A 21,995-nucleotide genomic window follows, 5' to 3' on the forward strand; every position below is an offset into this window, starting at 1 on the left:
GACTCCGAAGACTGTCCTTCCATTGGAATAAACATGAAAAAGATTTTTGCACTTCCTGCCGCATTCTCCGCAGTCGTGGCTGTTGCCGGTTTGTTGCTGGCCTGTGTCGGCGGTTCGGCATGCGCTGCCGATACCACCGAAGCCACCATCAAGAAACTGATCGAACCGCGTCTCGGCGAAGGCGCCAAGGTCGACGCCGTGACCAGGACGCCATACTCCGGCCTGTATGAAGTGCAGGTCGACGGCGACGTGATTTATACGGATGCCAAGGCGCAATACCTGTTCATCGGCCGCGTGGTCGATTCGCAAACCTATCGCGATTTCACCAAGGAAAAGATCCAGGCGATCAACAAGGTCAAGTTCTCCGACCTGCCGCTGGATCTGGCGATCAAGACCGTCAAGGGCAACGGCAAGCGTTTCATCGCCGTGTTTGAAGATCCGAACTGCGGCTATTGCAAGCGCTTCCAGAAGACTTTGCAGGAAGTCGACAACGTGACCGTCTACACTTTCCAGTACAACATCCTGGCGCAGGATTCGATCGAGAAGTCGCGCAATATCTGGTGCGCCGCCAACCCGAGCAAGGCCTGGAGCGACTGGATGATGAACGGCAAGGAAGCATCGGCCGCGCCGGCATCGTGCAATGCGCCGCATGAGCAAGTGTTGGCGCTGGGCCAGAAGATGAAGGTGACCGGCACGCCGACCATCATTTTTGCGGATGGCTCGCGTATTCCCGGCGCCATCGACGCCAAGACGCTGGAACAAAAGTTCTCGACGCTGAAGTAAGTTGCCCGGAAGAGTTGAAAACGCCGGCATGCTGCCGGCGTTTTTATTTGGGCGCGCGGTTTGTGCGACGGCAGATTTATTTCGCCGCCGTATGCAGCTGCATCATGCCTGCTTCGAACTTGCCTTCGCACAGCAGCGGAATCGCATCGAGACTCTTCTCGATGGCCTCGTTGATCAGTGCCTGTTCTTCCTTGCGCGGACGATGCAGCACGAAGTCGGCAACCGGTTGCTGCAGGCCCATGCTGCGCGGGTGACCGATGCCGATGCGCAGGCGCCAGTAGTCCTGTGTGCCGAGCGCGGCGGTGATGTCCTTGAGGCCGTTGTGGCCGCCTGAGGAGCCGCCTTTCTTGATCTTGGCGCTGCCGGGCGGAATATCCAGTTCGTCATGCACCACCAGCACTTCTTCCGGCGCGATCTTGTAGAAGCGCGCCAATGCGCCGACCGACTGCCCGGAGCGGTTCATGAAGGTCTGCGGTTCCAGCAGCCAGACCTCCTTGCCGCTGATGAATGTTTTTGCGGCCAGCGCGTTGAAGCGCGTCTCGCGTGCCAGGCGGGTGCTGCCGGCGAGGTTGTCTACCAGCCAGAAGCCGGCATTGTGCCGGGTTTGCTCGTATTCCGGGCCGGGATTGCCGAGGCCGACGATGAGACGGATAGACATACTGGATAAAAAGTTAACAATGAAAGCGACGATTATCGCGGATATCGAATCGCCTCGTCCAATTCCGGTGAATTTATCGGCGTAAACCCGCATGCAAGCGATTTATTTCATCTATTCGGCAAGAAATAAGTCCTGTCAAGATTGGCGCATGCGGTTGAATTGCGTATCATCCAACGCTTGTTTTTCAATTCCCGGATTTCATTGTCATGTTGCCTTCCATCGAACAACGTTTAGCTCTTGAACTCGTCGCCAAGCCGGCGCAGGTTGCCGCCGCGGTCGCCTTACTCGACGAAGGCGCCACCGTGCCGTTTATCGCGCGTTACCGCAAGGAAGCCACCGGCGGTCTGGACGACACGCAATTGCGCTTGCTGGAAGAGCGTCTGCGCTATCTGCGCGAGCTGGAAGGCCGCCGCGCCGCCATCATCGCGTCGATCGAAGAGCAGGGCAAGATGACGCCGGAGCTGCTCGACTCCATCGTCCACGCCGAAGACAAGACCCGCCTCGAAGACTTGTACCTGCCGTACAAGCCGAAGCGCCGCACCAAGGCCCAGATCGCGGCGGAAGCCGGTCTGACCGAACTGGCCGACGCGCTCATGAACGACCCGATGCTGAATCCGGAAGAAGAAGCCGCCAAGTACCTCAAGCCGGCCTTCACCACCGACAACGGCGACAACCCCGGCGTCGCCGACGCCAAGGCGGCGCTGGACGGCGCGCGCCAGATCCTGATGGAGCGTTTCTCCGAAGATGCGGAACTGCTGCAGGCATTGCGCGAATACCTGACCGACCACGGCGTGGTCGAATCAAAAGTGATCGAAGGCAAGCAGGACGCCGGTGAAAAATTCGCCGATTATTTCGATTACTCCGAAACCATCGGTACGATTCCGTCGCACCGCGCGCTGGCGCTGTTCCGCGGCCGCCGCGAAGAGATGCTGACCGTGACCTTGCGTCTGGATACGGAAGAAGAAAAACCGAAGTGGGACGCGCCGCATAACCCATGCGAAGGCCGCATCGCCGCGCGCTTTGGCGTCAGCAACAAGGGCCGTCCGGCCGACAAGTGGCTGGCCGATACCGTACGCTGGGCATGGCGCGTGAAGGTCTTCATGCATCTGGAAACCGAACTGATGACCGGCCTGCGTGAGCGCAGCGAAGCGGAAGCGATCAACGTCTTCGCCCGCAACCTGAAAGACCTGCTGCTGGCCGCGCCTGCCGGTCCGCGCGCGACCATGGGCCTTGATCCCGGACTGCGCACCGGCGTCAAGGTAGCGGTGGTCGACGCCACCGGCAAGGTGGTCGACACGACCGCTATCTTCCCGCACCAGCCGCGCAATGACTGGGAAGGCTCGCTGCACACGCTGGCCAAGCTGGCCGAGAAGCACAACGTGTCGCTGATCTCGATCGGCAACGGTACCGCCTCGCGCGAAACCGACAAGCTGGCGCAAGACCTGATCAAGATGCGTCCCGAACTGAAGCTGACCAAGATCGTCGTGTCGGAAGCCGGCGCGTCGGTGTACTCGGCGTCGGAATTCGCCTCGAAAGAATTGCCCGACCTGGACGTGTCGATCCGCGGCGCGGTGTCGATTGCGCGCCGTCTGCAAGATCCGCTGGCGGAGCTGGTCAAGATCGATCCGAAATCGATCGGCGTCGGCCAGTATCAGCACGACGTCGGCCAGTCGCAACTGGCGCGTTCGCTGGACGCCGTCGTTGAGGATTGCGTGAACGCCGTCGGCGTGGACGTCAATACCGCCTCGGCACCGCTGCTGGCGCGCGTGTCCGGTTTGAACGCGGCGGTGGCGCAAAGCATCGTGTCCTACCGCGATATGAAGGGCATGTTTGTCTCGCGCGCGGCGTTGCGCGACGTGCCGCGCCTCGGCGACAAGACATTTGAACAAGCCGCGGGTTTCCTGCGCGTGATGAACGGCGACAATCCGCTCGACGCATCGGCAGTCCACCCGGAATCGTATCCGCTGGTGCAAAAGATCCTGGCCGACATCAACAAGGACGTCAAAGGCGTGCTCGGCGAAGCGGCATTGCTGAAGTCGCTCAGCCCGTCCAAGTATGCCGACGAAAAATTCGGCGTGCCGACCGTGACCGACATCCTGAAGGAACTGGAAAAGCCGGGCCGTGATCCGCGTCCCGAATTCACCACCGCAACCTTCAAGGAAGGCGTGGAAGAAATCCGCGACCTGCGTCCGGACATGATCCTCGAAGGCGTGGTCACCAACGTGGCGGCCTTCGGCGCCTTCGTCGACATCGGCGTGCATCAGGACGGCCTGGTGCATATCTCGGCGCTGTCGAATACCTTCGTCAAGGATCCGCACACCGTCGTCAAGGCCGGCCAGGTGGTCAAGGTGAAGGTGCTGGAAGTCGACGAGAAGCGCAAGCGCATCGCGCTGACCATGCGCCTGTCCGACAGTGCGCCGGTGGCGGGCAGCAAGCCGGAACAGCGTGGCGATCGCAACGACGCGCGTCGCCTGTCGCAACACCAGGGACAGCAGGCGCGTCAGCAGGCGCCTGTGAACAGCGCGATGGCGGCGGCCTTCGCCAAGCTGAAGGGTTAAGCCGGAGACGTTCTGCGTCTTCGCATGAGACGCAGAACGATCTGACAAAGAAAAAGACGCGGCATGCCGCGTCTTTTTTTACGTCTGCAAAATTGCTTCGGCTCTTGCGATTCCTGTCTTGCAGAACAGGAATCGCGGCGGAACGTCGGCTCAATAGTTGGTGACTTCGGTCTGGATGGAAGTGACCGAGATGGAAATCGACACGGATGTGGACGAGGAGCTGGAGCTGCTGCCGTCACCTGTCGCCGGCGTCGAACCATCGTCGCTTGTCGGATTCTTGATGGAGGCGATGAAATCGGCGATGCCTTTTTTGAGGATCTCGTAAGTCTTATCGATGTTGCTGGCGATATCGCCATTGAGCACGTTGAGGCCCGACAGGATGCCGCGTGCTTCGCTGAAACCCTGGTCGACACCCTTTTGGATCAAGCTCATGAAGTTGTCGAAGGCGGCGTTCTGATCGGTGCCGGCATTGCCGTTCGTGCCATCGGCGCTATCCGTGCCGTCAGTGTTATTCGCGCCTCCCGAGCTCTGCGTGCTGCTGCCGAGGCTGAACATCTGAAACGCGCTCTTGATGAACGACAGAATGCGTCCTGCAGTCGCTTCAGGGCTGTTGTCCTGAGACGCTGCGTTCTGGATCGCATTGTCGCCCAGCTGGGGCTTGAGGATCTGGTTGATATTTTCAATCGCGGATTTGTAAACCAGCGCCAGCGGATCGTTTTGCGAGCTGATCGATACTTCGAGCGAGGCTTGCAGAATCGATGCATTGAATTGCTGTTTCACAATCTCGGGCGTCAACTTGGTTTGACCGGCGCCGTTGGCGCTGGTGGTCGTGCCGGTGCCGGTCGCCGCATCGGTGTTGTCCGTATTGGCAGGCAAGGTGTTGGTCTGCGGGATGGTGCTTAAGGTATTGAGGTCGGTGGTGCTGATTGCCATGGCAGTCTCCTGTACAAGGACCGCACAAAAAGAAGGGGGAAAGGCAGTCCATCCTCAACTTACGGCATCTGAAAAGGAATCTGAAGGTCAGAAAGGCAACTAAGGATGTCGGAATTTGCTGACAAAAACGAGACAATACGTATCGTTTTCGCTGGAGTTGCGTAAATATTTCTCTGTGGAAATCATCTTTCGAAACGATCTTCTCCGTTGTCCAGGCCCTGCAAACGATCGTTTCCCCATGACAGTCATGGGCGCAATTATCTAATGCACGATAGTTCCGCGCTTATCGATGGTTGTCGTGTCGACATAGGTCGAACCATGATGATTCGATGTTGAAAAATTGATCCGGAAGCCGCCGATCTTGTAATTTTTTTGATTGATGCCTTCCAGTGCGGAAATCAGTTTCTCGCGTGTCATGTTCGTCCCGGCGCGATTGAGTCCTTCGGCGAGAACCTTGGCGGCGATGAATCCCTCCAAACCGAGATAACTGAATTTCCGGATGCGGGCCTTGAGCATGGCCTGTTGATATGCGTGCACGATCGGCGAGGAGGCGCGCCACGGGAAGGGGACGACTTGCGAAATAATCATGCCGCTGGCGGCGTCCTGCAAATCGTCCGTGAGCAACGGGCTGCATACCAGCGAGGCGCAATAGAAATAGCCGAGATAGCCTTTGAGGCGCAGGGTCTTGATCAGATCGCCATTGACTTGCTGCGAGATGCTCATGAACATGATGACGTCCGGCCGCGCTTGCAGCAGATTATCGGCAATCTTGTCGACATCCCTGCCCAGGCCGCTTTCGGATGCCACCAATTCCGCTTTGGCGTGGGCGATCATGGCCTGCATCACTGCCGTGTAGGGCAGCCCCGCGGCATCATTGAAGATCGCAAGGCGTTTCAGCCCGATTTGCGAAAAATGCGAAAACAGGTATTTGTATTCATCCAGATAGCTGGCGCGGATCGTGAAGACATAGCGGTTGAACGGGGAATAGACAATCCGGGATCCCGTGATCGGCGCAAAGAACGGGATATTCTTCTGATTGACGATGGGCAACACCGCGCTGCTGGTCAGCGCGCTTGCATAGCCGAACAGCGCCACTACCTTGTCCGCGCGCAGAAACTGATAGGTGTTCCGGACGGCGAGCTCGGGGTCGCCTTTATCGTCGAGGCTGACCAGTTTGATATTGCGTCCGCGAACGCCGCCCTGGGCATTGAGCTGGGCGAAATAGACATTTGCACCGGCAAGGAACTGACGGCTGATGTTCGCATACTGGCCGCTGAGGTCGGCCGACTGGCCGAGAACGATGTCGCCCGGTTCGAGAATATCCGGCAGCTCGGCGTTGCTGTCGGCGGCGCCATGGCTATCTCCCGCGATGCAGGCGAAGAGCAGGATGCCGACGATATGCGATCTCCATGGTTGAACGAAGCTTTTCATGTGCCCACCTTTGCATGTCGTTCATGTGCCGTGGATGCGGCGCACTTGCGCCGGCAGCCACCTTGTCAAGGGTAGCAACGACAAAGGGAAGTGCAATGGGCGGACTTGGAATTCATCGAAAGAAGAAATAAATTTCAGTCGGCTTTGAAACTTACTGCGGGATTTTTTTAAAGTTCTTCCACCATGAACAAGCGACGATGTTCGCGCATGGCGTAGCGGTCCGTCATGCCGGCAATGTAGTCGGCCACCTGGCGTGCCTGGCGACGACGCGCATCGTCGTCCGCGCCGCCGACCTGATAGTCGGGCGGCAGCAGGTTGGGCTGGGCATTGAAGGCGGCGAACAGCTCGGCGATGATGCGGCGGGCTTTGCTGGTCATGCGATTGACCTGGTAGTGGCGATACAGGTTCTGGCGCAGGAAACGCTTGAGAATCGCCGCTTCTTGTTGCATCGGCTCGGAGAAGGCAATCAGCGGTGGCGCATTGCGCACGTCGTCGATGCTCTTCGGATCGATGGCGGCGATGTTGGCCTGCGAGCTGCGGATCAGGTCGACGATCAGCGTGTTGATCATGCGGCGCACGGTTTCGTTGATGGCGCGGCGGCCGGTGATGCCGGGATAAGCCAATTCGGCTTCGCGCTGATGGCGCGCGAAGAAATCGACCTCGCCCAATTGCGCCAGCGTCAGCAGGCCGGAACGCAGGCCGTCGTCGATATCGTGATTGTTGTAGGCGATTTCGTCGGCCAGATTGGCCAGTTGCGCTTCCAGTCCCGGCTGCTTCTTGTCGATGAAGCGCTGGCCGATTGCGCCGAGTTGCCGCGCGTTGGGCAGCGAGCAATGCTTGAGGATGCCTTCACGCGTTTCGAAGGTCAGGTTGAGACCGTCAAACGCGCCGTAATGCTGCTCCAGGTCGTCCACCACGCGCAGACTCTGGAGGTTGTGTTCGAAGCCGCCGAAGTCCTTCATGCAGCTGTTGAGTTCGTCCTGGCCGGCATGGCCGAAGGGCGTGTGGCCGAGATCGTGGGCCAGCGAAATGGCTTCCACCAGGTCTTCGTTCAGGCGCAGGTTGCGCGCGCAGGAGCGGGCGATCTGGGCGACTTCGATGCTGTGGGTCAGGCGCGTGCGGAACAGGTCGCCTTCGTGATTGACGAACACCTGGGTCTTGTATTCGAGGCGGCGGAAAGCGGTCGAGTGGACGATGCGGTCGCGGTCGCGCTGGAATTCGGTGCGTGAACCGGGCGCCGGCTCCGGAAAGCGCCGCCCTGCCGAGTTCGCTGCGTGTGCGGCATAGGGGGCGAGTTGGAGCGGCGCGTCTTGGGTCATGTCAGGAACTCATTTCATGAAGGTTCTTCAATGCAGCGCAAAACAGGAGCAGCGGGACGGAGGCGGTGATATCAGCTTTCCGTACATGCCGCCAGGGTCTGCAGCAGGATGTCTTGCGGTACCGTGGTGATCAGCGGTTGTCCCAGCGGCTTGACCAGGATGAACTTGATCTGGCCGCCTTCGTTTTTCTTGTCGACTTCCATCAGTTCCAGCCAGCGTTGCGTGCCGAGGTTCGGCGCGACCACCGGCAGGCCGGCAGCCTTGACCAGCGCGGTCAGGCGATCCCTGGCGGCGGTGTCGATGAAGCCCAGGCGCTGCGACAGATCGGCGGCCATCACCATGCCGCAGCCGACGGCTTCGCCGTGCAGCCATTCGCCGTAGCCGAGGCCGGATTCGATGGCGTGGCCGAAGGTATGGCCGAAATTCAGGATGGCGCGCAGGCCGCCTTCGCGCTCGTCCTGGCGCACCACCTCCGCCTTGATTTCGCAGGAGCGCTGGATCGAATACGCCAGCGCGGCATTGTCCTTGGCGACGAGCTTGCCGATATTGGCTTCGATCCAGTCGAAGAACGGCGCATCGATGATGGCGCCGTGCTTGATGACTTCGGCCAGGCCGGCCGACAATTCGCGCGCCGGCAGCGTGTGCAGCGTCGCGGTGTCGGCGATCACGGCTTGCGGCTGGTAGAAGGCGCCGATCATGTTCTTGCCGAGCGGATGGTTGATGCCGGTCTTGCCGCCGACCGACGAGTCGACCTGCGACAGCAGCGTGGTCGGAATCTGCACGAAGGGCACGCCGCGCATGTACGATGCCGCCGCAAAGCCGGTCAGGTCGCCGATGACGCCGCCGCCCAGCGCGATCATGGTGGTCTTGCGGTCGCATTTTTCCGCGAGCAGGACGTCGAACACCTTCATCAGGCTGTTCCAGGTTTTTTCTTCTTCGCCGTCCGGCAGCACGATGGCGGTGACTTGCTTGCCGGCGTCTTCCAGCAGTTTCTGCACCTGTGCCAGATAGAGCGGGCCGACCTTGTCGTTGGTGACGATGGCGGCGCGCTTGCCGGCGACATGGCGCGTCAGCAGTTCAGGGTTCGACAACAGGCCGTGGCCGATGGTGATCGGATAGCTGCGCTCTCCCAGGTCGACTTGCAGGGCGATGGTGGCGTGAGTGGAGGCGGTCATGGCGGGTTCGGCTGGTGTGGTGTTGATCGGTGTCGAGACAGCTGTCGAGGCGGCAACTTCGGCCGGCGACATCACGGCGGTCTGCTTGGGCGCCAGTTCGAGCTGGCTCAGGATGGATTGCACCAGAAACTGGACGTTCGGGCGGCCGGTTTCGATGATGAAATCGGCGACTTCACGGTAGTAGGGATCGCGCTGGCGCGACAATTCTTCGAGCTTGCGGCGCGGATCGGCGGTCTGCAGCAGCGGGCGATTCTTGTCGCGTCCGGTGCGTTGCAGGATCTGGTTGATGCCTGCACGCAGATAAATCACGGTGCCGCGCTGTTTGAGGTAGGCGCGCGTTTCGGCGCGCAGGATGGCGCCGCCGCCCGTGGCCAGGACGATGTCCTGTTGCGCGCTCAGTTCGCGGATGACGTCGGCTTCGCGCTTGCGAAAACTTTCCTCGCCTTCGATTTCAAAAATCACGGGAATGGATGCGCCGGTGCGCGACTCGATCTCGTGATCGGAGTCGACGAAGCGCTTGTTCAGTTTTTTCGCCAGGGCACGCCCTATGGTGGTCTTGCCGGCACCCATCAGGCCGACAAGAAAGATGCTTCCGCTCATATCTGGTTTTCACTACGGGATTGTCCGGATAGCGGATCGCCGGCGGGCATGTGTGCTGATTTTTGGCCCGTTCGCAGCGACCTGCCGCAACAGGCGATTTTACCGTTTGTTGCCCCTGTTGTCGGGGAAATATCGGTAAAAACCCGGCTTTCGGGCCGCTTCAGCGCAGGAAATTGCGGTCGGCGACGATTTTGGGCGTCAGGAAGATCAGTAATTCGGTCTTGTTGTCGATTCTGGCGGTATTTTTGAACAGATTGCCGAGCACCGGTATGTCCCCCAGCAAGGGCACTTTGGAGACGGAGGTCGATTCGGTCTGGGTATAGATGCCGCCGATGACGACGGTGCCGCCGTTTTCCACCTGCACCAGCGTCTTGACGTGTTTGGTGTTGATGGCCAGGCCGCCCGGCGTGGCGGTGCCGCGGCTGTCCTTGTTGATGTCGACGCTGAGGATGACGTTGCCGTCCGGCGTGATCTGCGGCGTGACCTCCAGTTTGAGATTGGCCTTCTTGAACGCCGTCGCAGTGGCGCCGCTGCTGGTGGCTTGCTGGTAGGGGATTTCTTCGCCTTGTTCGATCAGCGCAGCTTGCTGGTCGGCGGTCACGACGCGCGGACTGGATACGATCTTGCCCTTGCCGTCGGCTTCCAGCGCGGAGAGTTCCAGAGTGAGGAAACGATTGGCGGCGGCATTGAAGAGACTCAGCGCAAAGTTGCTCGCATGGGCGCCGCCGATGGCGTGCGCCGGCAGATTGACGGCCTGCGTGTTCGCATACGACCCCGGCGCCCTGGGCGCAAGGCCGGCCAGCTCGCCGACGCTGTCGTAGGTATTGCCCACGGCGAGATCGCCGGTCCTGGCCGAGAAGCCCAGCCGCACGCCGAGATTGCGACTGAAGGAATCGTCGGCTTCGACGATGCGCGCTTCGATCAGCACCTGGCGCGATGCGATATCGACCTTTTCCAGCAGTTTGCGGATGTTGTCGAGCACGGTCGGCGTGTCGGTGACGAACAACTGGTTGGTGCGTTGATCCACCATCGCGCTGCCGCGGCGCGAGAGGATGCTGTTGCGTCGTCCTCCGCCCGGGTTGTCGTTGCTGTAACTGTTGCCGTAACCGCCGCCGTTGCCGCTTCCGCTTCCGTTGTCGTCGCTGATGCCGAAGACTTTGCGAAACGCCTCGGCCTTCTGGTAATTGAGCTGGAACACTTCCGCGTGCAGCGGTTCCAGTTCGGCGATTTGTGCGCGCTGTTCCAGCTCCCGCCTTTCCTTGGACAGCAACTCGTCGTGCGGCGCAATCCAGATCACGCCGCCGTTGCGACGCATGTCCAGTCCGCGTGCCTGCAATACGATATCGAGCGCCTGGTCCCAGGGAACGTCCTTGAGCCGCAAGGTCAGCGCGCCGCCGACGCTGTCGCTGGTGATGATGTTGAGGCCGGTGAAATCCGCGATGACCTGCAAGATGGCGCGCACCTCGACGTTCTGGAAATGCAGCGACAGTTTGTCGCCGCGATACTGTTGCTGCGGACGTTTTCCGCTGCCGGCCGGCGCATGCAGGTCAATGACCAGTTGCGCATCCTTTTGATAAGCGTTGTATTCCCAGGGGCCTGCCGCGTCGATCAGCATGCGCACGCCGGATCCTTCCTGCATGCTGCGAATGGCCTGCACCGGCGTGCCGAAATCGCCGACATCGAGGTTGCGCCGCAGGGATTCCGGCAGGCCGGTATTGTTCAGCTCCGCGACCAGTTGCTTGCCTTGCCGGCGCACATTGAGCATGGTGGAGGCATCGGGCAAGTCAACGATGATGCGGCCTTCTCCTTGCGGGCCGCGCCGGAAATCGATGTTCTTCACCGTCGGAAGATTCTGGTCCGGCGTTGGCGGCAGGTTCGGCTTTGCCTGCGACGACAAGGGCGCATTCATGCGCAGCAGCAGGACATCGCCTTCCACGCTGACGTGGTACGGCATCGTCTTTGCCAGATTGAAGACGATGCGGCTGCGCTCGTCGGAGCGCGCGATCGTGTATGAGCGCAGGGCGTGCAGGCTCAGGGTCCGGCTATGATGGCCCGTCGCGTTGTCCGTCTCTGCAAGATCGATCGCAATGCGCGCCGGATTGACGATGGCAAAGTGCGGCGGCGTCGAGGCCGGCGCCTCGCGCAGTTTGATGCGCACCTCGGCATGGTCGTGCGTCTCTGTGGCGTCGATGGAGAGAATGGCGTTTGGCGCATGCCGTGCTTGCGCTTTCGCCGTGCCGGGCATCATGGCGCAGGCCAGCAGCGCAGCAAGCACGGTCGGCACAGCAAGCGCAAAGATGGCGGGCGGCAAGCCGCGGCGGATGTTCATTTCTTTTCTCCTCGCAGCGCCAGCTTCGCCTGACGAATCGTCCAGCCGCCTTCTGCGGCGGGGAGCAGTTCTTCCAGCTCGATTTCATCGTCGGCAATGTGCCGGATCACGCCGAAGTTCTTTCCTGCGTAATCTCCGGGTTTGGCCTGGTACACAATTCTGTCCGCTTGCAGCAAGGCATAGCGTCGCCCCTCTTGCGAAATCGTACCGACCATTTGTATCGATTCCAGTGGAAAATCTTCGAGCGGCTGAGCCTTGCCGCGTTGCGGCGGTCGTGCGCGGGGCAGGTCGGATCCGGCGTTTTGCGGACGACCGAAAGGCGCGCTGCCGGTTTCCGCGTCATACGACAAGGGAATGAATGCCGGTGCGGCGACGAATTGCGGTTGCGTCGCCGTCGTGTTGTTGCGCACCATGTTGACCCACGCCTGCAGCTGCGCCGGCGTTTCGCGTTCTTCGCAAGCGGTGAGGGCGACGACGAGAGGCAGGAGCATCGGGCCGAGGCGAAATCCCGGCGTCATTGCATGTTCCTTTCCGTTGCTTCACGGCTTTCGGCGGAAGGGCTTTCCGTATGGGGATGGTGGTAGCTCAGCGCGACGGCGTCCATGGCGACGGTGCCGTCGTCATGCGCGGACAATTGCAGATCGCTCAATACGACAATGTGCGGCATGCCTGCCATGCTTGCGGCGAAACGCCCCACGTCGTGATAGCGTCCGCGGAGTCGAATGCCGACCGTACGGACCATATAGTCGGCCGTGGCGTCCGTCTGTCCGGGCCTGGCGGATTCGAATGCCAGGCCATGCGTTTGCGCCGCTGCGGCGATGTCTTGCAGCGCGGCGTTGCCATCTCCGGACGAGGCCAGATGACGCTGCTCCACGTGCAGTGCATCGGCGGCTTGTCGCTGCCGGTTCTGCAGCAACGGCAGGTCGGTCGCCGTTTTCATTTTCGTTTCGTAGGTATTTTTCAATACGCGTTCTTCCTGTTCGCGGTTCTTTAAACGCGTTCTTGCCGGTTGCAGATAACTTTGCCAGCCCAGCAGCACGACCAGCGAAAATGCGGCAAGGCCGATCAGCGCTTGCTGGAATGGCGGCCAGTTTCCGGGTTGCCGGCGGTTCATTGCATGGCCTTGCTATTGAGTGCGGGCGATGTTCGCGCGGCAGGCGTGGTGTCCGTGACGATGACAAAATCATGGCCGGCGCCATCCCGGCCGTCGCTGCCCGATGGCGGCTGCGCGGTGTGCGTTTCCTGCAGTCGCGCATGACTGAGCACGCCCTCGCTGCCGTGCAAATTCGCGAGCAGTTGCAGGATGTCGGCGGGCGTTGCTGCGCTTCCGGTGAGCGTGATGTGCGCGGCTTGCTGTTTCAAGGTCCGCAAGTGCACGTTAGACGGCGTCTGGTTTGCCAGCGTCTGGAGGAGTTGCGTCGTCTCGTTTTGCTGTCGGCGCAATGCGGCGATGCGCTGCTGTCGTTGCGTCAGTTCGGCGATGTGCGTCTGCAGTTCATTCTCCTTGCGCAGCTGCGCATCGAGCTTGCCGTGTTCGTCTTGCAGCAATCGGACCAGCGCCGTCTGTTGCGCGATCTGCCGCTCAAGCAGCACGTCGGCGAGCGACACGCTGATGGCACCGGCCGCCATGGCGCCGCCCAGCATCCGGCAAAACTGCTGTTGCCGTTTCTTTTCTTCGGACACGCGATGCGGCAGGAAATTGAGTTTCACCATCGGTCGAAGCCCCTCAGCGCCAGCCCGCAAGCGACCAGGTAAGCCGGCGCTTCCGCGCGCAATCGTTCTGCATCGATATCGGCGGCAAGGACCATGCCGGCAAACGGGGCGGCAGCACCGCCGGCGCCGGCACGCAGCAATGCGGCCTGTGCGGCGTAATTTTCGGCGTCGGCAACGATGGCGTGCAGATCGAGAAATTCGGCGACGGCGAGGCGGTCTTCGACGCTTTCCCTGCGTGCCGCGGCTACCAGCACATCGGCTTGACCAGCAGGGAGTGAGGCCGGACCGACGATGCAAAAATCGATGCATGCGTCGGCGGCGCGATAATCCAGCAAAGGCGCGATGTGTTCTCTTGCCAGCGTTTCGAGTTCGCTCTCCGCATGGATCCGGTTGGTGCGAAAAGTGTGGACGACAACCGCGCCTGCGGGGATGCCGATGGCGGCATTGCGCGCCTGGAAGTCCGATCGTTCCCACAGTCGGCGCGCGGCGGCCATGACATGTTCAAGATCGTCGATGCCGTCTTCGCCGACGGCGCCGTCGGCAAGCGCTTCGCTGCCATACCCTTCCAGCACGAATGCGCCGGCCTTGCCGCGAGACAGCTCGACCATGCGCACGGCATGGCGGCCGATGTCCATGCCGACGAATGCAGTGTTCCGAGATGAAAAGAGGCGCGCGAGATCGATCACGATGGTTTTCCGGGCGGACGGGAGTTTTATCGACGGATGTAGCGGTGCAAGCGGACCGATACGAATAATTGTCGTTTTTGCAACTTGCGGCATCCTAGCAACAAGATTTGTTGTCTGTAAAGAAATTTTCCGTTGGACAATAAAAATCGTTTCTCTGGACAAAAGAGAAACTTATTGTCGGAAATGCTCTCAGAACACCGATTCCGCTTCGCCGCCGTCCCGGCAAGCGCATAGTGCGCCGGTCCGGGCGGTTACGGATTCCGTCAATTGCCGAATTTCCCCTCCTTGCAAGTCGTTATAATGCGAGGATTGTCTTTCTCAACCCCAGTCTCAACGCATGACCACCCCAGAAAACAACGGCAAAGCGCCAACTCCAGCTCCGGCTGCCGCGCCTAGCCCTGCACCAACTCCTGTCGCGACCCCCAAGAAACGCTTGCATCCGGTCATCCGCATTCTGCTGGGGACGGTGGGCGTGCTGGCAGCGCTGGTGCTCATGGCGGTGCTGGTGCTGGGGTTTGTGGTGACGCTGGCGTATCCGAAGCTGCCGGACCTCGATTCGCTGACCGACTATCGTCCCAAGATTCCGCTGCGCGTGTTTTCCGCCGACGGCGTGCTGATCGGCGAGTTCGGCGAAGAGCGTCGCAACCTCGTGCATATCAAAGATATTCCGGAGATCATGAAAAAGGCCGTGCTGGCGATCGAGGACGATCGTTTCTACGAGCACGGCGGCGTCGACTATCAGGGCATCGTGCGCGCCAGCTTCGCCAATTTGTCGGGCGGCGGCGGCGGCGCCAGTACGATCACGCAACAGGTGGCGCGCAACTTCTTCCTGACCAGCAACGAACCGACCTTCCTGCAAAAAGCGTCGCGCAAATTCCTCTACGAAATTCCGCTGGCCTGGAAGATCGAGCGCAACCTGACCAAGGACCAGATCCTTGAGGTCTACATGAACCAGATTTACCTCGGTCAGCGCGCTTACGGCTTCTCGTCGGCGGCGCAGATCTATTTCGGCAAGTCGCTCAAGGAATTGACCATCGCCGAAGCCGCCATGCTGGCCGGTTTGCCGAAAGCGCCGTCGGCCTACAATCCGGTGGTCAATCCCAAGCGCGCCCACGCGCGCCAGCAATACATCTTGCTGCGCATGCGCCAGCTCGGTTACATCACCGACCAGCAATACGCCAAGGCCAAGGATGAAGAGCTGCAGGTCAAGAGCGACAGCTCGGCCTTCGGCGTGCATGCCGAGTACGTGTCGGAAATGGCGCGCCAGCTGGTCTACGCGCAATTCAAGGACGACACTTACACGCGCGGCCTGAACGTCTTTACCACCATCACCAAAGCAGACCAGGATGCCGCCTACCTGGCGCTGCGCCGTGGCATCATCGACTATGAACGTCGCCACGGTTACCGCGGTCCGGAAGGTTACATGGAGATTCCGACCACTTCCAAGGAAGAGGCCGAGGACGCCATCGAGTCCGAGCTGGCCGACCACCCCGACAGCGACGACCTGGTCGCCGCCGTGGTGCTGGAAGCGACCACCAAGGAAATCACCGCCGTGCTGGCGACCGGCGACGAGATCAAGATTTCCGGTTCCGGCCTCGGCTTCGCCGGCAACCTGTTGAGCGAAAAAGCGCCGCCGCAAAAGAAAATCAAGCGAGGCGCCATCATTCGCGTGTTCCAGGACGGCAAGAACTGGATCGTCACGCAAATGCCGGAAGTCGAATCGGCTTTCGTCTCGGTCAATCCGAACGACGGCGCGATCCGCGCGCTGGTCGGCGGCTTCGACTTCAACCGCAACAAGTTCAACCACGTGATCCAGGCATGGCGCCAGCCGGGTTCGTCGTTCAAGCCGTTCATCTATTCCTCGTCGCTGGAAAAAGGCTTGTCGCCGGCCACCATCATCAACGATGCGCCGCTGACCTTCACGCAGACCGGCGGCCAGGTGTGGCAGCCGAAGAACTACGGCGGCAAGTTCGAAGGTCCGATCTCGATGCGCCGTGCGTTGCAGAAATCGATCAACCTGGTGTCGATCCGCATTCTTGAACGCGTCGGCGTCAAGTACGCGCAGGAGTACATCACGCGCTTCGGTTTCGACGCCGACAAGAACCCGCCTTACCTGACGCTGGCGCTGGGCGCGGGTGCGGTGACGCCGTTGCAGATGGTGGGTGCCTATTCGGTGTTCGCCAACGGCGGTTACAAGATCAATCCCTATCTGATTTCCAAGATCACCGACAATAACGGCAACACGCTGTCCGAAGCGCAGCCGGTCAAGTCCGGCGACGAAGCCAACCGCGTCATCGATGCGCGCAACGCCTTCGTGATGGACAGCATGCTGCGCGACGTCGTGCGCCACGGCACCGCGGTCAAGGCCTTGTCGCTCAAGCGCACCGACCTGGCGGGCAAGACCGGCACCACCAACGATTCGATGGACGCCTGGTTCGCCGGCTATCAGCCGAATCTGGTCGGGATTGCGTGGATGGGGTACGACCAGCCGAAGAGCCTGGGCGACCGCGAAACCGGCGGCGGTCTGGCCTTGCCGATCTGGATCAGCTACATGCAGAAGGCGCTCAAGGATGCGCCGATGGTCGACCGCACGGTCCCGGGCGGCCTGATCGAGTCGGGCGGCGAATACTATTATTCGGAATATCCGCCTAACGCCAGCGTGCGCGATCTGGGCATGGGCGACCACGGAACGACGGCGTCGCCGGAAGAAGAAAAGGCCAAGAACCAGATGAAGAACGAGTTGTTCTGACGTCGCATCGGGACGGTAAGGAAAAAATACAAAATGGCAGGCGGGTGATTCCCGGTCCTGCCGTTTTTTATGCCTGCAAGAAAAGTTTATGCCGTTTGCACGTACTGCTGATAACCGCGTGCGCGCAGTTCGCAGGCGGGGCAGCTGCCGCAGCCGTAGCCCCAGTCATGCAGCGCGCCGCGCTCGCCGAGATAGCAGGTGTGGGTGTCTGAACGAATCAGGTCGACCAGCGCCTGTCCGCCCAGGTCATTTGCCAGGCGCCAGGTGGCGGCCTTGTCGATCCACATCAGCGGCGTTTCCACCTTGAGGTGCGTCGCCATGCCGAGATTGAGCGCGACTTGCAGCGCCTTCATCGTATCGTCGCGGCAATCCGGATAGCCGGAGAAATCGGTTTCGCACATGCCGCCGACCAGCACGTCCAGGCCGCGGCGATAGGCCACGGTTGCCGCCACCGTCATGAACAGCAGGTTGCGTCCCGGCACGAAGGTGTTGGGCAAGCCGTTTTCCTGCATCGAGATGGCGACGTCGCGCGTCAGCGCCGTGTCGGAAATATTGCCGATCAGCGACAGATCGATCATGTGGTCTTCGCCAAGTTTCCTGTGCCATTCGGCTGAAAAGCCGCGCATCTTTTCCAGCAGCGTCGGCCGCACCTTCAGTTCGATGGCGTGACGCTGGCCGTAGTCGAAGCCGATGGTCTCGACCTTCTCATAACGCGACAGCGCCCACGCCAGGCAAGTCGTGGAATCCTGGCCGCCGCTGAAAAGCACCAGCGCGCGATGAGACAGAGAAGGGCGGGGAGTTGTCATGTTCTTGTTTCCGACGGTCATTGTGTTGATGTTGTCTTGTTGCCTGAATCGTTGTCTAAGCGGGTTTCTTGTTCACGCTGTCCAGCGTTTGTTCGATGAAATCGCCATCCGGATCGGTGAAGCGCAAGCGTGCAGGATACCAGTCCGACGACGGCGCCAGCCAGATGTCGAGCTTTTGTCCCTTGTCGTCCGGCGGCGGCGCGCGCAGCACGTGGACGGCGTTGATTTCACCCTGCCTGGTCTTGATCTTTTCGCGGCCGACGACCTTGAAGCTCCATTGTTCGGCGTCGCGCGGACCGGCGACGAAGAACAGCCATTCGGAGCCCGGCGTGAATTTGTCGGCATTGCCGCGCGCGACGGCGATCAACTGCCAAATGATGCTGGCGCGGTCCTGTTCGCCACCCCTGAGCGGATAATTTTCCGTCGATTGGGTGAAGTTGATGGCCTTGGTTTCGCGATTGAAGGTCGTGGTCGACGCTTCGCGACGGAAACGCTTGTCGACGAAGCGCGTCGGCGCCAGGCCGTAGTCGTCGATGTCGCCTTCGCTGGTGGCTTCCAGGATCTTGCCGAGCATCATGGCGCGGGTTTCGGTGGTGACGACGTACTTGGCGCCACTGTTGTTCCATTTGACCAGTGCCTCGCCCTGGACTTGCAGGCCGCTTTGTTTGGCCTCGATGGCGTAGTGCAGCTCGGCTGAAGGCGGCAGGCTGACTTTGCGCTTGACCACGGGATGCTCGGCGGGATCGGCGGCGAGGACGGACAGGGAGGCTGCGGTCAGCAGCAGTGCGCTGAACAGCCGCGAAAGCGCGCGGCGCGGAGAGGTGGATAGAGACATGTGGATTCACTTGAAAATTCGGCAACTGTCCGGTGGGCAATATACTTTGCGGGACCCGTGCCTACGGTTTTTCGGAGCGTAGCTGGGGGCTGGGTTCAACGCCTCAGCCCAAAACCCTAGTTTACCGAGTTTTGAGATTGGACAACGACATCTCCAAATAATCCCCGTTTGTTTCGGTAAACCTCAAACGGGCCGGATACCATTGCCGCGCCGGGTCCAGCCAGATGTCGAGCCGCTGGTCGTAGGAGCCCGGACGCGGCTGGCGCACCACGTGCCAGGCCTGGTGCGCGCCATCGATCAGGCGGATTTCTTCCTGGCCGACGATTTGCATGCGCCACACTTCGCCGTCGCGCACGCCTGCCACGAACATGTCGATGACCGCGCCGGGCACGAACTTGCCTGGGTCGCCGCGGCCGATCGCGGCCAGTTGCCAGATGATGCTGGCGCGGTCCTGTTCGCCGCCGGCACGCGGGTAAGTGGCGGTGGACGAAGAGAAACTGACCAGATTGCGCTCGCGGTTGAAGTGCGTGTTGGTGGCGGAACGGTTGCGTTTCGTTTCTGTATAAATCTCGGGCGAGACGCCGAATTGGCCGAGCTCGCCCTTGCTGGTGAAGGTCAGGAAGGTGATCTTGGCGAACATCCGGACATAGACTTCGCCGTCCACGTTATAGCTGTTGCCGTCGGTTTTCCATGCCAGCGTGCCGGTGCCGGACCAGTTCAGGTCATTGAAAAAGGCGTGGACGTCATATTCCAGGTCGGCTGACGGCGGCGGATCGAACTGGTATTGCGTACCCTGTCCGGCTTTTGGCGCGGCCTTGTCATCGGCGGGGGCAAGGGGAGGGAGGCTTGGTGTTGCAGTTGCATCCGCTTCCGTCTTTGCGGCGTCGGCAACGTCGCCGGTTGCCGGCGCAGTCGGGGCATCCGCCACGACCGGGAGGGCCGTGCTGTTTGCCGGTGTCGATGCCGGCGGCACTTTGGGCGCAAGCCTTGGTTTGACTTTTTGAACCTTGGGTTTGGTCGCGACCGGCAGCGAGACGGGTTGCCTGGGCAATTCCAACGGCACCAGCGCCACGCTGATGCCGGCCGACGCCGGATTATCGGTCCCGGATGCATTCAGGTAGGGCTTGCCCCAATGGATGGCCAGCAGGTGCAGCAGGATGGTGAACAAGACCAGCGCCACGATGCGCCATCGTCTGGTCGGAGGGAAAGCCTTTGTTTCTGTCATGGCGTAAGTGTAGCGCGGCTCCTGGTTGCGGCTCTGGTTTTCCCGGGCGCGAATGCAGCAATCTGCAATTGAACCCAAGTACAATGCGATTTTTTCGCCCGGGACTGCTGGTCGCCCGTGTGTTGTCCGTGTGCTGTCCGTATATTGCGGGGAATGAGAAATCGTTCCTTGATCGGCGGCGCGGCAGGTTGCACAGCCTGAGGAAGGAGCGCATGATCAAGTCGCTTTCTTCCGGACGCGCGGATATCGTGCGTACCGACGGCGGATGTTTCAATTGAGTGGATCGACAGGAGACTGAAATGCTGAATCACAACAACATGCCCGGCGCCGGATCGATAGCCGACACCATGGAATTCATGCGCAAGATGTGGGGCAGCATGGGCGCGCCCGCCATGGGGATTCCGTCGTTGTCGGTCGAGGAAATCAACAAGAAGATCGCGGACCTCAAAACCGTCGCTTCATGGCTGGAACTCAACATGAATATGCTGCGGGCGACCATCCAGACCCTCGAAGTGCAAAGCGCCACCTTGTCGACCTTGCAGGCCATGGGCGCCATCCTGACGCCGGGCGAAGGCGACGCTGCCGCTGCTGCGGCCAAGACCGCCTCGCCGTTCGGTTTCCCGGCCTGGCCGCCGCAATCGCCTGCTCAGGAAAAGGACGCACCGCGCAAAGCCTCGGCGCCGCAGCCGAAGTCAGAGCCGGAGCCGGCCGTGGAAGACGAGGAAGAAGCCGAAGAAGACATGCCGGAAGATGTGTCGGCGGCCGCCAATGATGCGGCTGCTGAGACCGAAGCTGCAAAGGAAAAGCCGCAAGCAGCGCAGAAGCCGATGCCGGTACCGGATTTCCAGGCCTCCATGGCCAATCCCAATGCCTGGTGGAATCTGTTGCAGGAGCAATTTCAGCAGGCCGTCGGCAACGTGCTGGCCGATCAGGTTCCTGCGGGGAAAACGGCCAAAGAAAACAAGCCCGTAGCCAAGCCCTCAGCCAGGGCGGCGGTCAAGCCGGCAGGACCGAAAAAAACAACAAAACCCAAGGCGGAAGCCAAACCGCGAACACGCGCCAAATCGACTGTTGTACAATCTCGCCAATCCAAGCCAGCCTCTCGCAAGCCAAAATCCCCTTGATCGGCGCAAAACAACAACATTTGTCCGCAAATGTGCGTGACTTTGTCGCATGTCATCATTCTGAAACGAAGTCGTTTTAGTATGGGGACGGGGGAAACTCTTGGTAAAATCAACAAGTTAAATCATAGGCAAGGTCAGAATGCTGTACCCAGAACTGTTTAAATCGCTCGAACAAGTCCGCTGGAATATGGATAAAGATATTCCCTGGGATAAATTCGATGCTTCGATGCTCTCCGACGAACAAGCCCAGACCATTCGCATGAATGCGATCACTGAATGGTCGGCGCTGCCCGCGACGGAAATGTTCCTGCGCGACAACCGTGGCGACAGCGACTTTTCCGCGTTCATGTCGGTATGGTTCTTCGAAGAGCAAAAACACTCTCTGGTGCTGATGGAATATTTGCGCCGCTTCAAGCCCGAATTTGCGCCGACGGAAGAAGAGCTGCACAACGTGCGTTTCGAATTCGATCCTGCGCCGCCGCTGGAAACGCTGATGATGCACTTTTGCGGCGAAATCCGCCTGAATCACTGGTACCGCTGCGCCTCCGACTGGCACACCGAACCGGTCATCAAGCAAATCTACAAGATCATCAGCCAGGACGAAGCACGCCACGGCGGCGCTTACCTGCGCTACATGAAGAAGGCCCTGGTCGAAGTCGGCGACACTGCACGCGCAGCCTTCGCCAAGATCGGCGTATTGATGGCATCGGCCCGCCGCACCGAAAAGCCGCTGCATCCGACCAACCTGCACGTCAATCAGGCGCTGTTCCCGAACGACACTGTGCAAAGCCGCCTGCCGGATCCGGAGTGGCTGGAGCACTGGCTCGACACGCAGATCAAGTTCGACAGCGAGTGGGAAAAGAAGGTCGTCGACCGCATCCTGCACAACATGTCGCTGCTGTTCGAGCGCACCTTTGAAACCGTGCAGGAGCTCAATCGTTATCGCAAGGAAATCGTCACTCGCATGGCGCCTGCGCCGGTGCGATCTGCCGCCGCCTGATCCTGGCCGGCTTGCAGTATGACGACGAAAGCCGCACACTACGTGCGGCTTTTTTATTTGCTAAAGCCGCG

General features: G+C 60.5%; 18 protein-coding genes. 5 read left to right on the forward strand and 13 right to left on the reverse strand.

The features are described from left to right. Positions 1 to 33: 33 nt before the first annotated feature. Positions 34 to 783 carry a DsbC family protein gene (locus PMI16_RS11160; protein ID WP_007879508.1) on the forward strand — a complete coding sequence of 250 codons (750 nt, stop codon included), beginning with the start codon at positions 34 to 36 and terminating at the stop codon, positions 781 to 783. A 76-nt stretch (positions 784 to 859) separates the two neighbouring features. Here PMI16_RS11160 and pth read toward each other — a convergent pair whose 3' ends face one another. Next, a complete protein-coding gene (pth, locus tag PMI16_RS11165; RefSeq protein WP_007879509.1) occupies positions 860 to 1,441 on the reverse strand; it encodes an aminoacyl-tRNA hydrolase in 582 nt (193 codons plus the stop codon). Between the two features lie 206 nt (positions 1,442 to 1,647). Here pth and PMI16_RS11170 point away from each other — a divergent pair, with 206 nt between their 5' ends. Beyond that, complete coding sequence (locus PMI16_RS11170) at positions 1,648 to 3,999, forward strand: Tex family protein (protein WP_007879510.1); 2,352 nt, start codon at positions 1,648 to 1,650, stop codon at positions 3,997 to 3,999. Between the two features lie 150 nt (positions 4,000 to 4,149). On the opposite strand, the gene PMI16_RS11175 is transcribed toward PMI16_RS11170, so the two are convergent. The 9 genes from PMI16_RS11175 to pilM all read right to left on the reverse strand — a co-directional run bounded on the left by PMI16_RS11175 (position 4,150) and on the right by pilM (position 14,185). Further along, positions 4,150 to 4,932 (reverse strand): DUF5610 domain-containing protein, encoded by a 783-nt coding sequence (locus tag PMI16_RS11175; RefSeq protein WP_007879511.1) that lies wholly within the window; start codon positions 4,930 to 4,932, stop codon positions 4,150 to 4,152. A 261-nt stretch (positions 4,933 to 5,193) separates the two neighbouring features. Continuing rightward, positions 5,194 to 6,363 (reverse strand): ABC transporter substrate-binding protein, encoded by a 1,170-nt coding sequence (locus PMI16_RS11180; protein WP_007879513.1) that lies wholly within the window; start codon positions 6,361 to 6,363, stop codon positions 5,194 to 5,196. A 167-nt stretch (positions 6,364 to 6,530) separates the two neighbouring features. Next, positions 6,531 to 7,682, reverse strand: coding sequence for a deoxyguanosinetriphosphate triphosphohydrolase (locus tag PMI16_RS11185; protein ID WP_007879515.1), 1,152 nt, complete (start codon positions 7,680 to 7,682; stop codon positions 6,531 to 6,533). A gap of 71 nt (positions 7,683 to 7,753) precedes the next feature. Beyond that, positions 7,754 to 9,457, reverse strand: a complete 1,704-nt coding sequence (gene aroKB / locus PMI16_RS11190; protein WP_007879516.1) for a bifunctional shikimate kinase/3-dehydroquinate synthase AroKB — start codon at positions 9,455 to 9,457, stop codon at positions 7,754 to 7,756. Between the two features lie 160 nt (positions 9,458 to 9,617). Further along, positions 9,618 to 11,786, reverse strand: coding sequence for a type IV pilus secretin PilQ (pilQ, locus tag PMI16_RS11195; protein WP_007879518.1), 2,169 nt, complete (start codon positions 11,784 to 11,786; stop codon positions 9,618 to 9,620). Then, positions 11,783 to 12,304 (reverse strand): pilus assembly protein PilP, encoded by a 522-nt coding sequence (locus PMI16_RS25010; protein ID WP_007879528.1) that lies wholly within the window; start codon positions 12,302 to 12,304, stop codon positions 11,783 to 11,785. The genes pilQ and PMI16_RS25010 overlap by 4 nt, the downstream gene beginning before the upstream one ends. Beyond that, positions 12,301 to 12,900 carry a type 4a pilus biogenesis protein PilO gene (locus PMI16_RS11205; RefSeq protein ID WP_007879529.1) on the reverse strand — a complete coding sequence of 200 codons (600 nt, stop codon included), beginning with the start codon at positions 12,898 to 12,900 and terminating at the stop codon, positions 12,301 to 12,303. The genes PMI16_RS25010 and PMI16_RS11205 overlap by 4 nt, the downstream gene beginning before the upstream one ends. Beyond that, positions 12,897 to 13,499 (reverse strand): PilN domain-containing protein, encoded by a 603-nt coding sequence (locus tag PMI16_RS11210; protein WP_007879532.1) that lies wholly within the window; start codon positions 13,497 to 13,499, stop codon positions 12,897 to 12,899. Before PMI16_RS11210 ends, PMI16_RS11205 begins: the two co-directional genes overlap by 4 nt. Then, positions 13,493 to 14,185 (reverse strand): type IV pilus biogenesis protein PilM, encoded by a 693-nt coding sequence (gene pilM / locus PMI16_RS11215; protein ID WP_051994630.1) that lies wholly within the window; start codon positions 14,183 to 14,185, stop codon positions 13,493 to 13,495. Before pilM ends, PMI16_RS11210 begins: the two co-directional genes overlap by 7 nt. A 337-nt stretch (positions 14,186 to 14,522) precedes the next feature. On the opposite strand from pilM, the gene PMI16_RS11220 reads away from it, so the two are divergent. Then, positions 14,523 to 16,934, forward strand: coding sequence for a penicillin-binding protein 1A (locus PMI16_RS11220; protein WP_007879535.1), 2,412 nt, complete (start codon positions 14,523 to 14,525; stop codon positions 16,932 to 16,934). 86 nt (positions 16,935 to 17,020) lie between these two features. On the opposite strand, the gene queC is transcribed toward PMI16_RS11220, so the two are convergent. The 3 genes from queC to PMI16_RS11235 all read right to left on the reverse strand — a co-directional run bounded on the left by queC (position 17,021) and on the right by PMI16_RS11235 (position 19,800). After that, positions 17,021 to 17,740, reverse strand: coding sequence for a 7-cyano-7-deazaguanine synthase QueC (gene queC / locus PMI16_RS11225; RefSeq protein ID WP_007879536.1), 720 nt, complete (start codon positions 17,738 to 17,740; stop codon positions 17,021 to 17,023). 55 nt (positions 17,741 to 17,795) lie between these two features. Beyond that, complete coding sequence (locus PMI16_RS11230) at positions 17,796 to 18,575, reverse strand: DUF3108 domain-containing protein (protein WP_007879542.1); 780 nt, start codon at positions 18,573 to 18,575, stop codon at positions 17,796 to 17,798. Between the two features lie 121 nt (positions 18,576 to 18,696). Next, entirely contained in the window at positions 18,697 to 19,800 is a 1,104-nt protein-coding gene (locus tag PMI16_RS11235; protein WP_034380014.1) for a DUF3108 domain-containing protein, read from the reverse strand. 299 nt (positions 19,801 to 20,099) lie between these two features. Here PMI16_RS11235 and PMI16_RS11240 point away from each other — a divergent pair, with 299 nt between their 5' ends. Both PMI16_RS11240 and PMI16_RS11245 read left to right on the forward strand, forming a co-directional pair. Next, complete coding sequence (locus tag PMI16_RS11240) at positions 20,100 to 20,924, forward strand: PhaM family polyhydroxyalkanoate granule multifunctional regulatory protein (RefSeq protein WP_007879544.1); 825 nt, start codon at positions 20,100 to 20,102, stop codon at positions 20,922 to 20,924. A gap of 139 nt (positions 20,925 to 21,063) precedes the next feature. Beyond that, positions 21,064 to 21,924, forward strand: a complete 861-nt coding sequence (locus PMI16_RS11245) for a ferritin (RefSeq protein WP_007879546.1) — start codon at positions 21,064 to 21,066, stop codon at positions 21,922 to 21,924. Positions 21,925 to 21,995 lie beyond the last annotated feature (71 nt).

Source organism: Herbaspirillum sp. CF444, assembly GCF_000282135.1.
Lineage (GTDB): Bacteria > Pseudomonadota > Gammaproteobacteria > Burkholderiales > Burkholderiaceae_D > Herbaspirillum.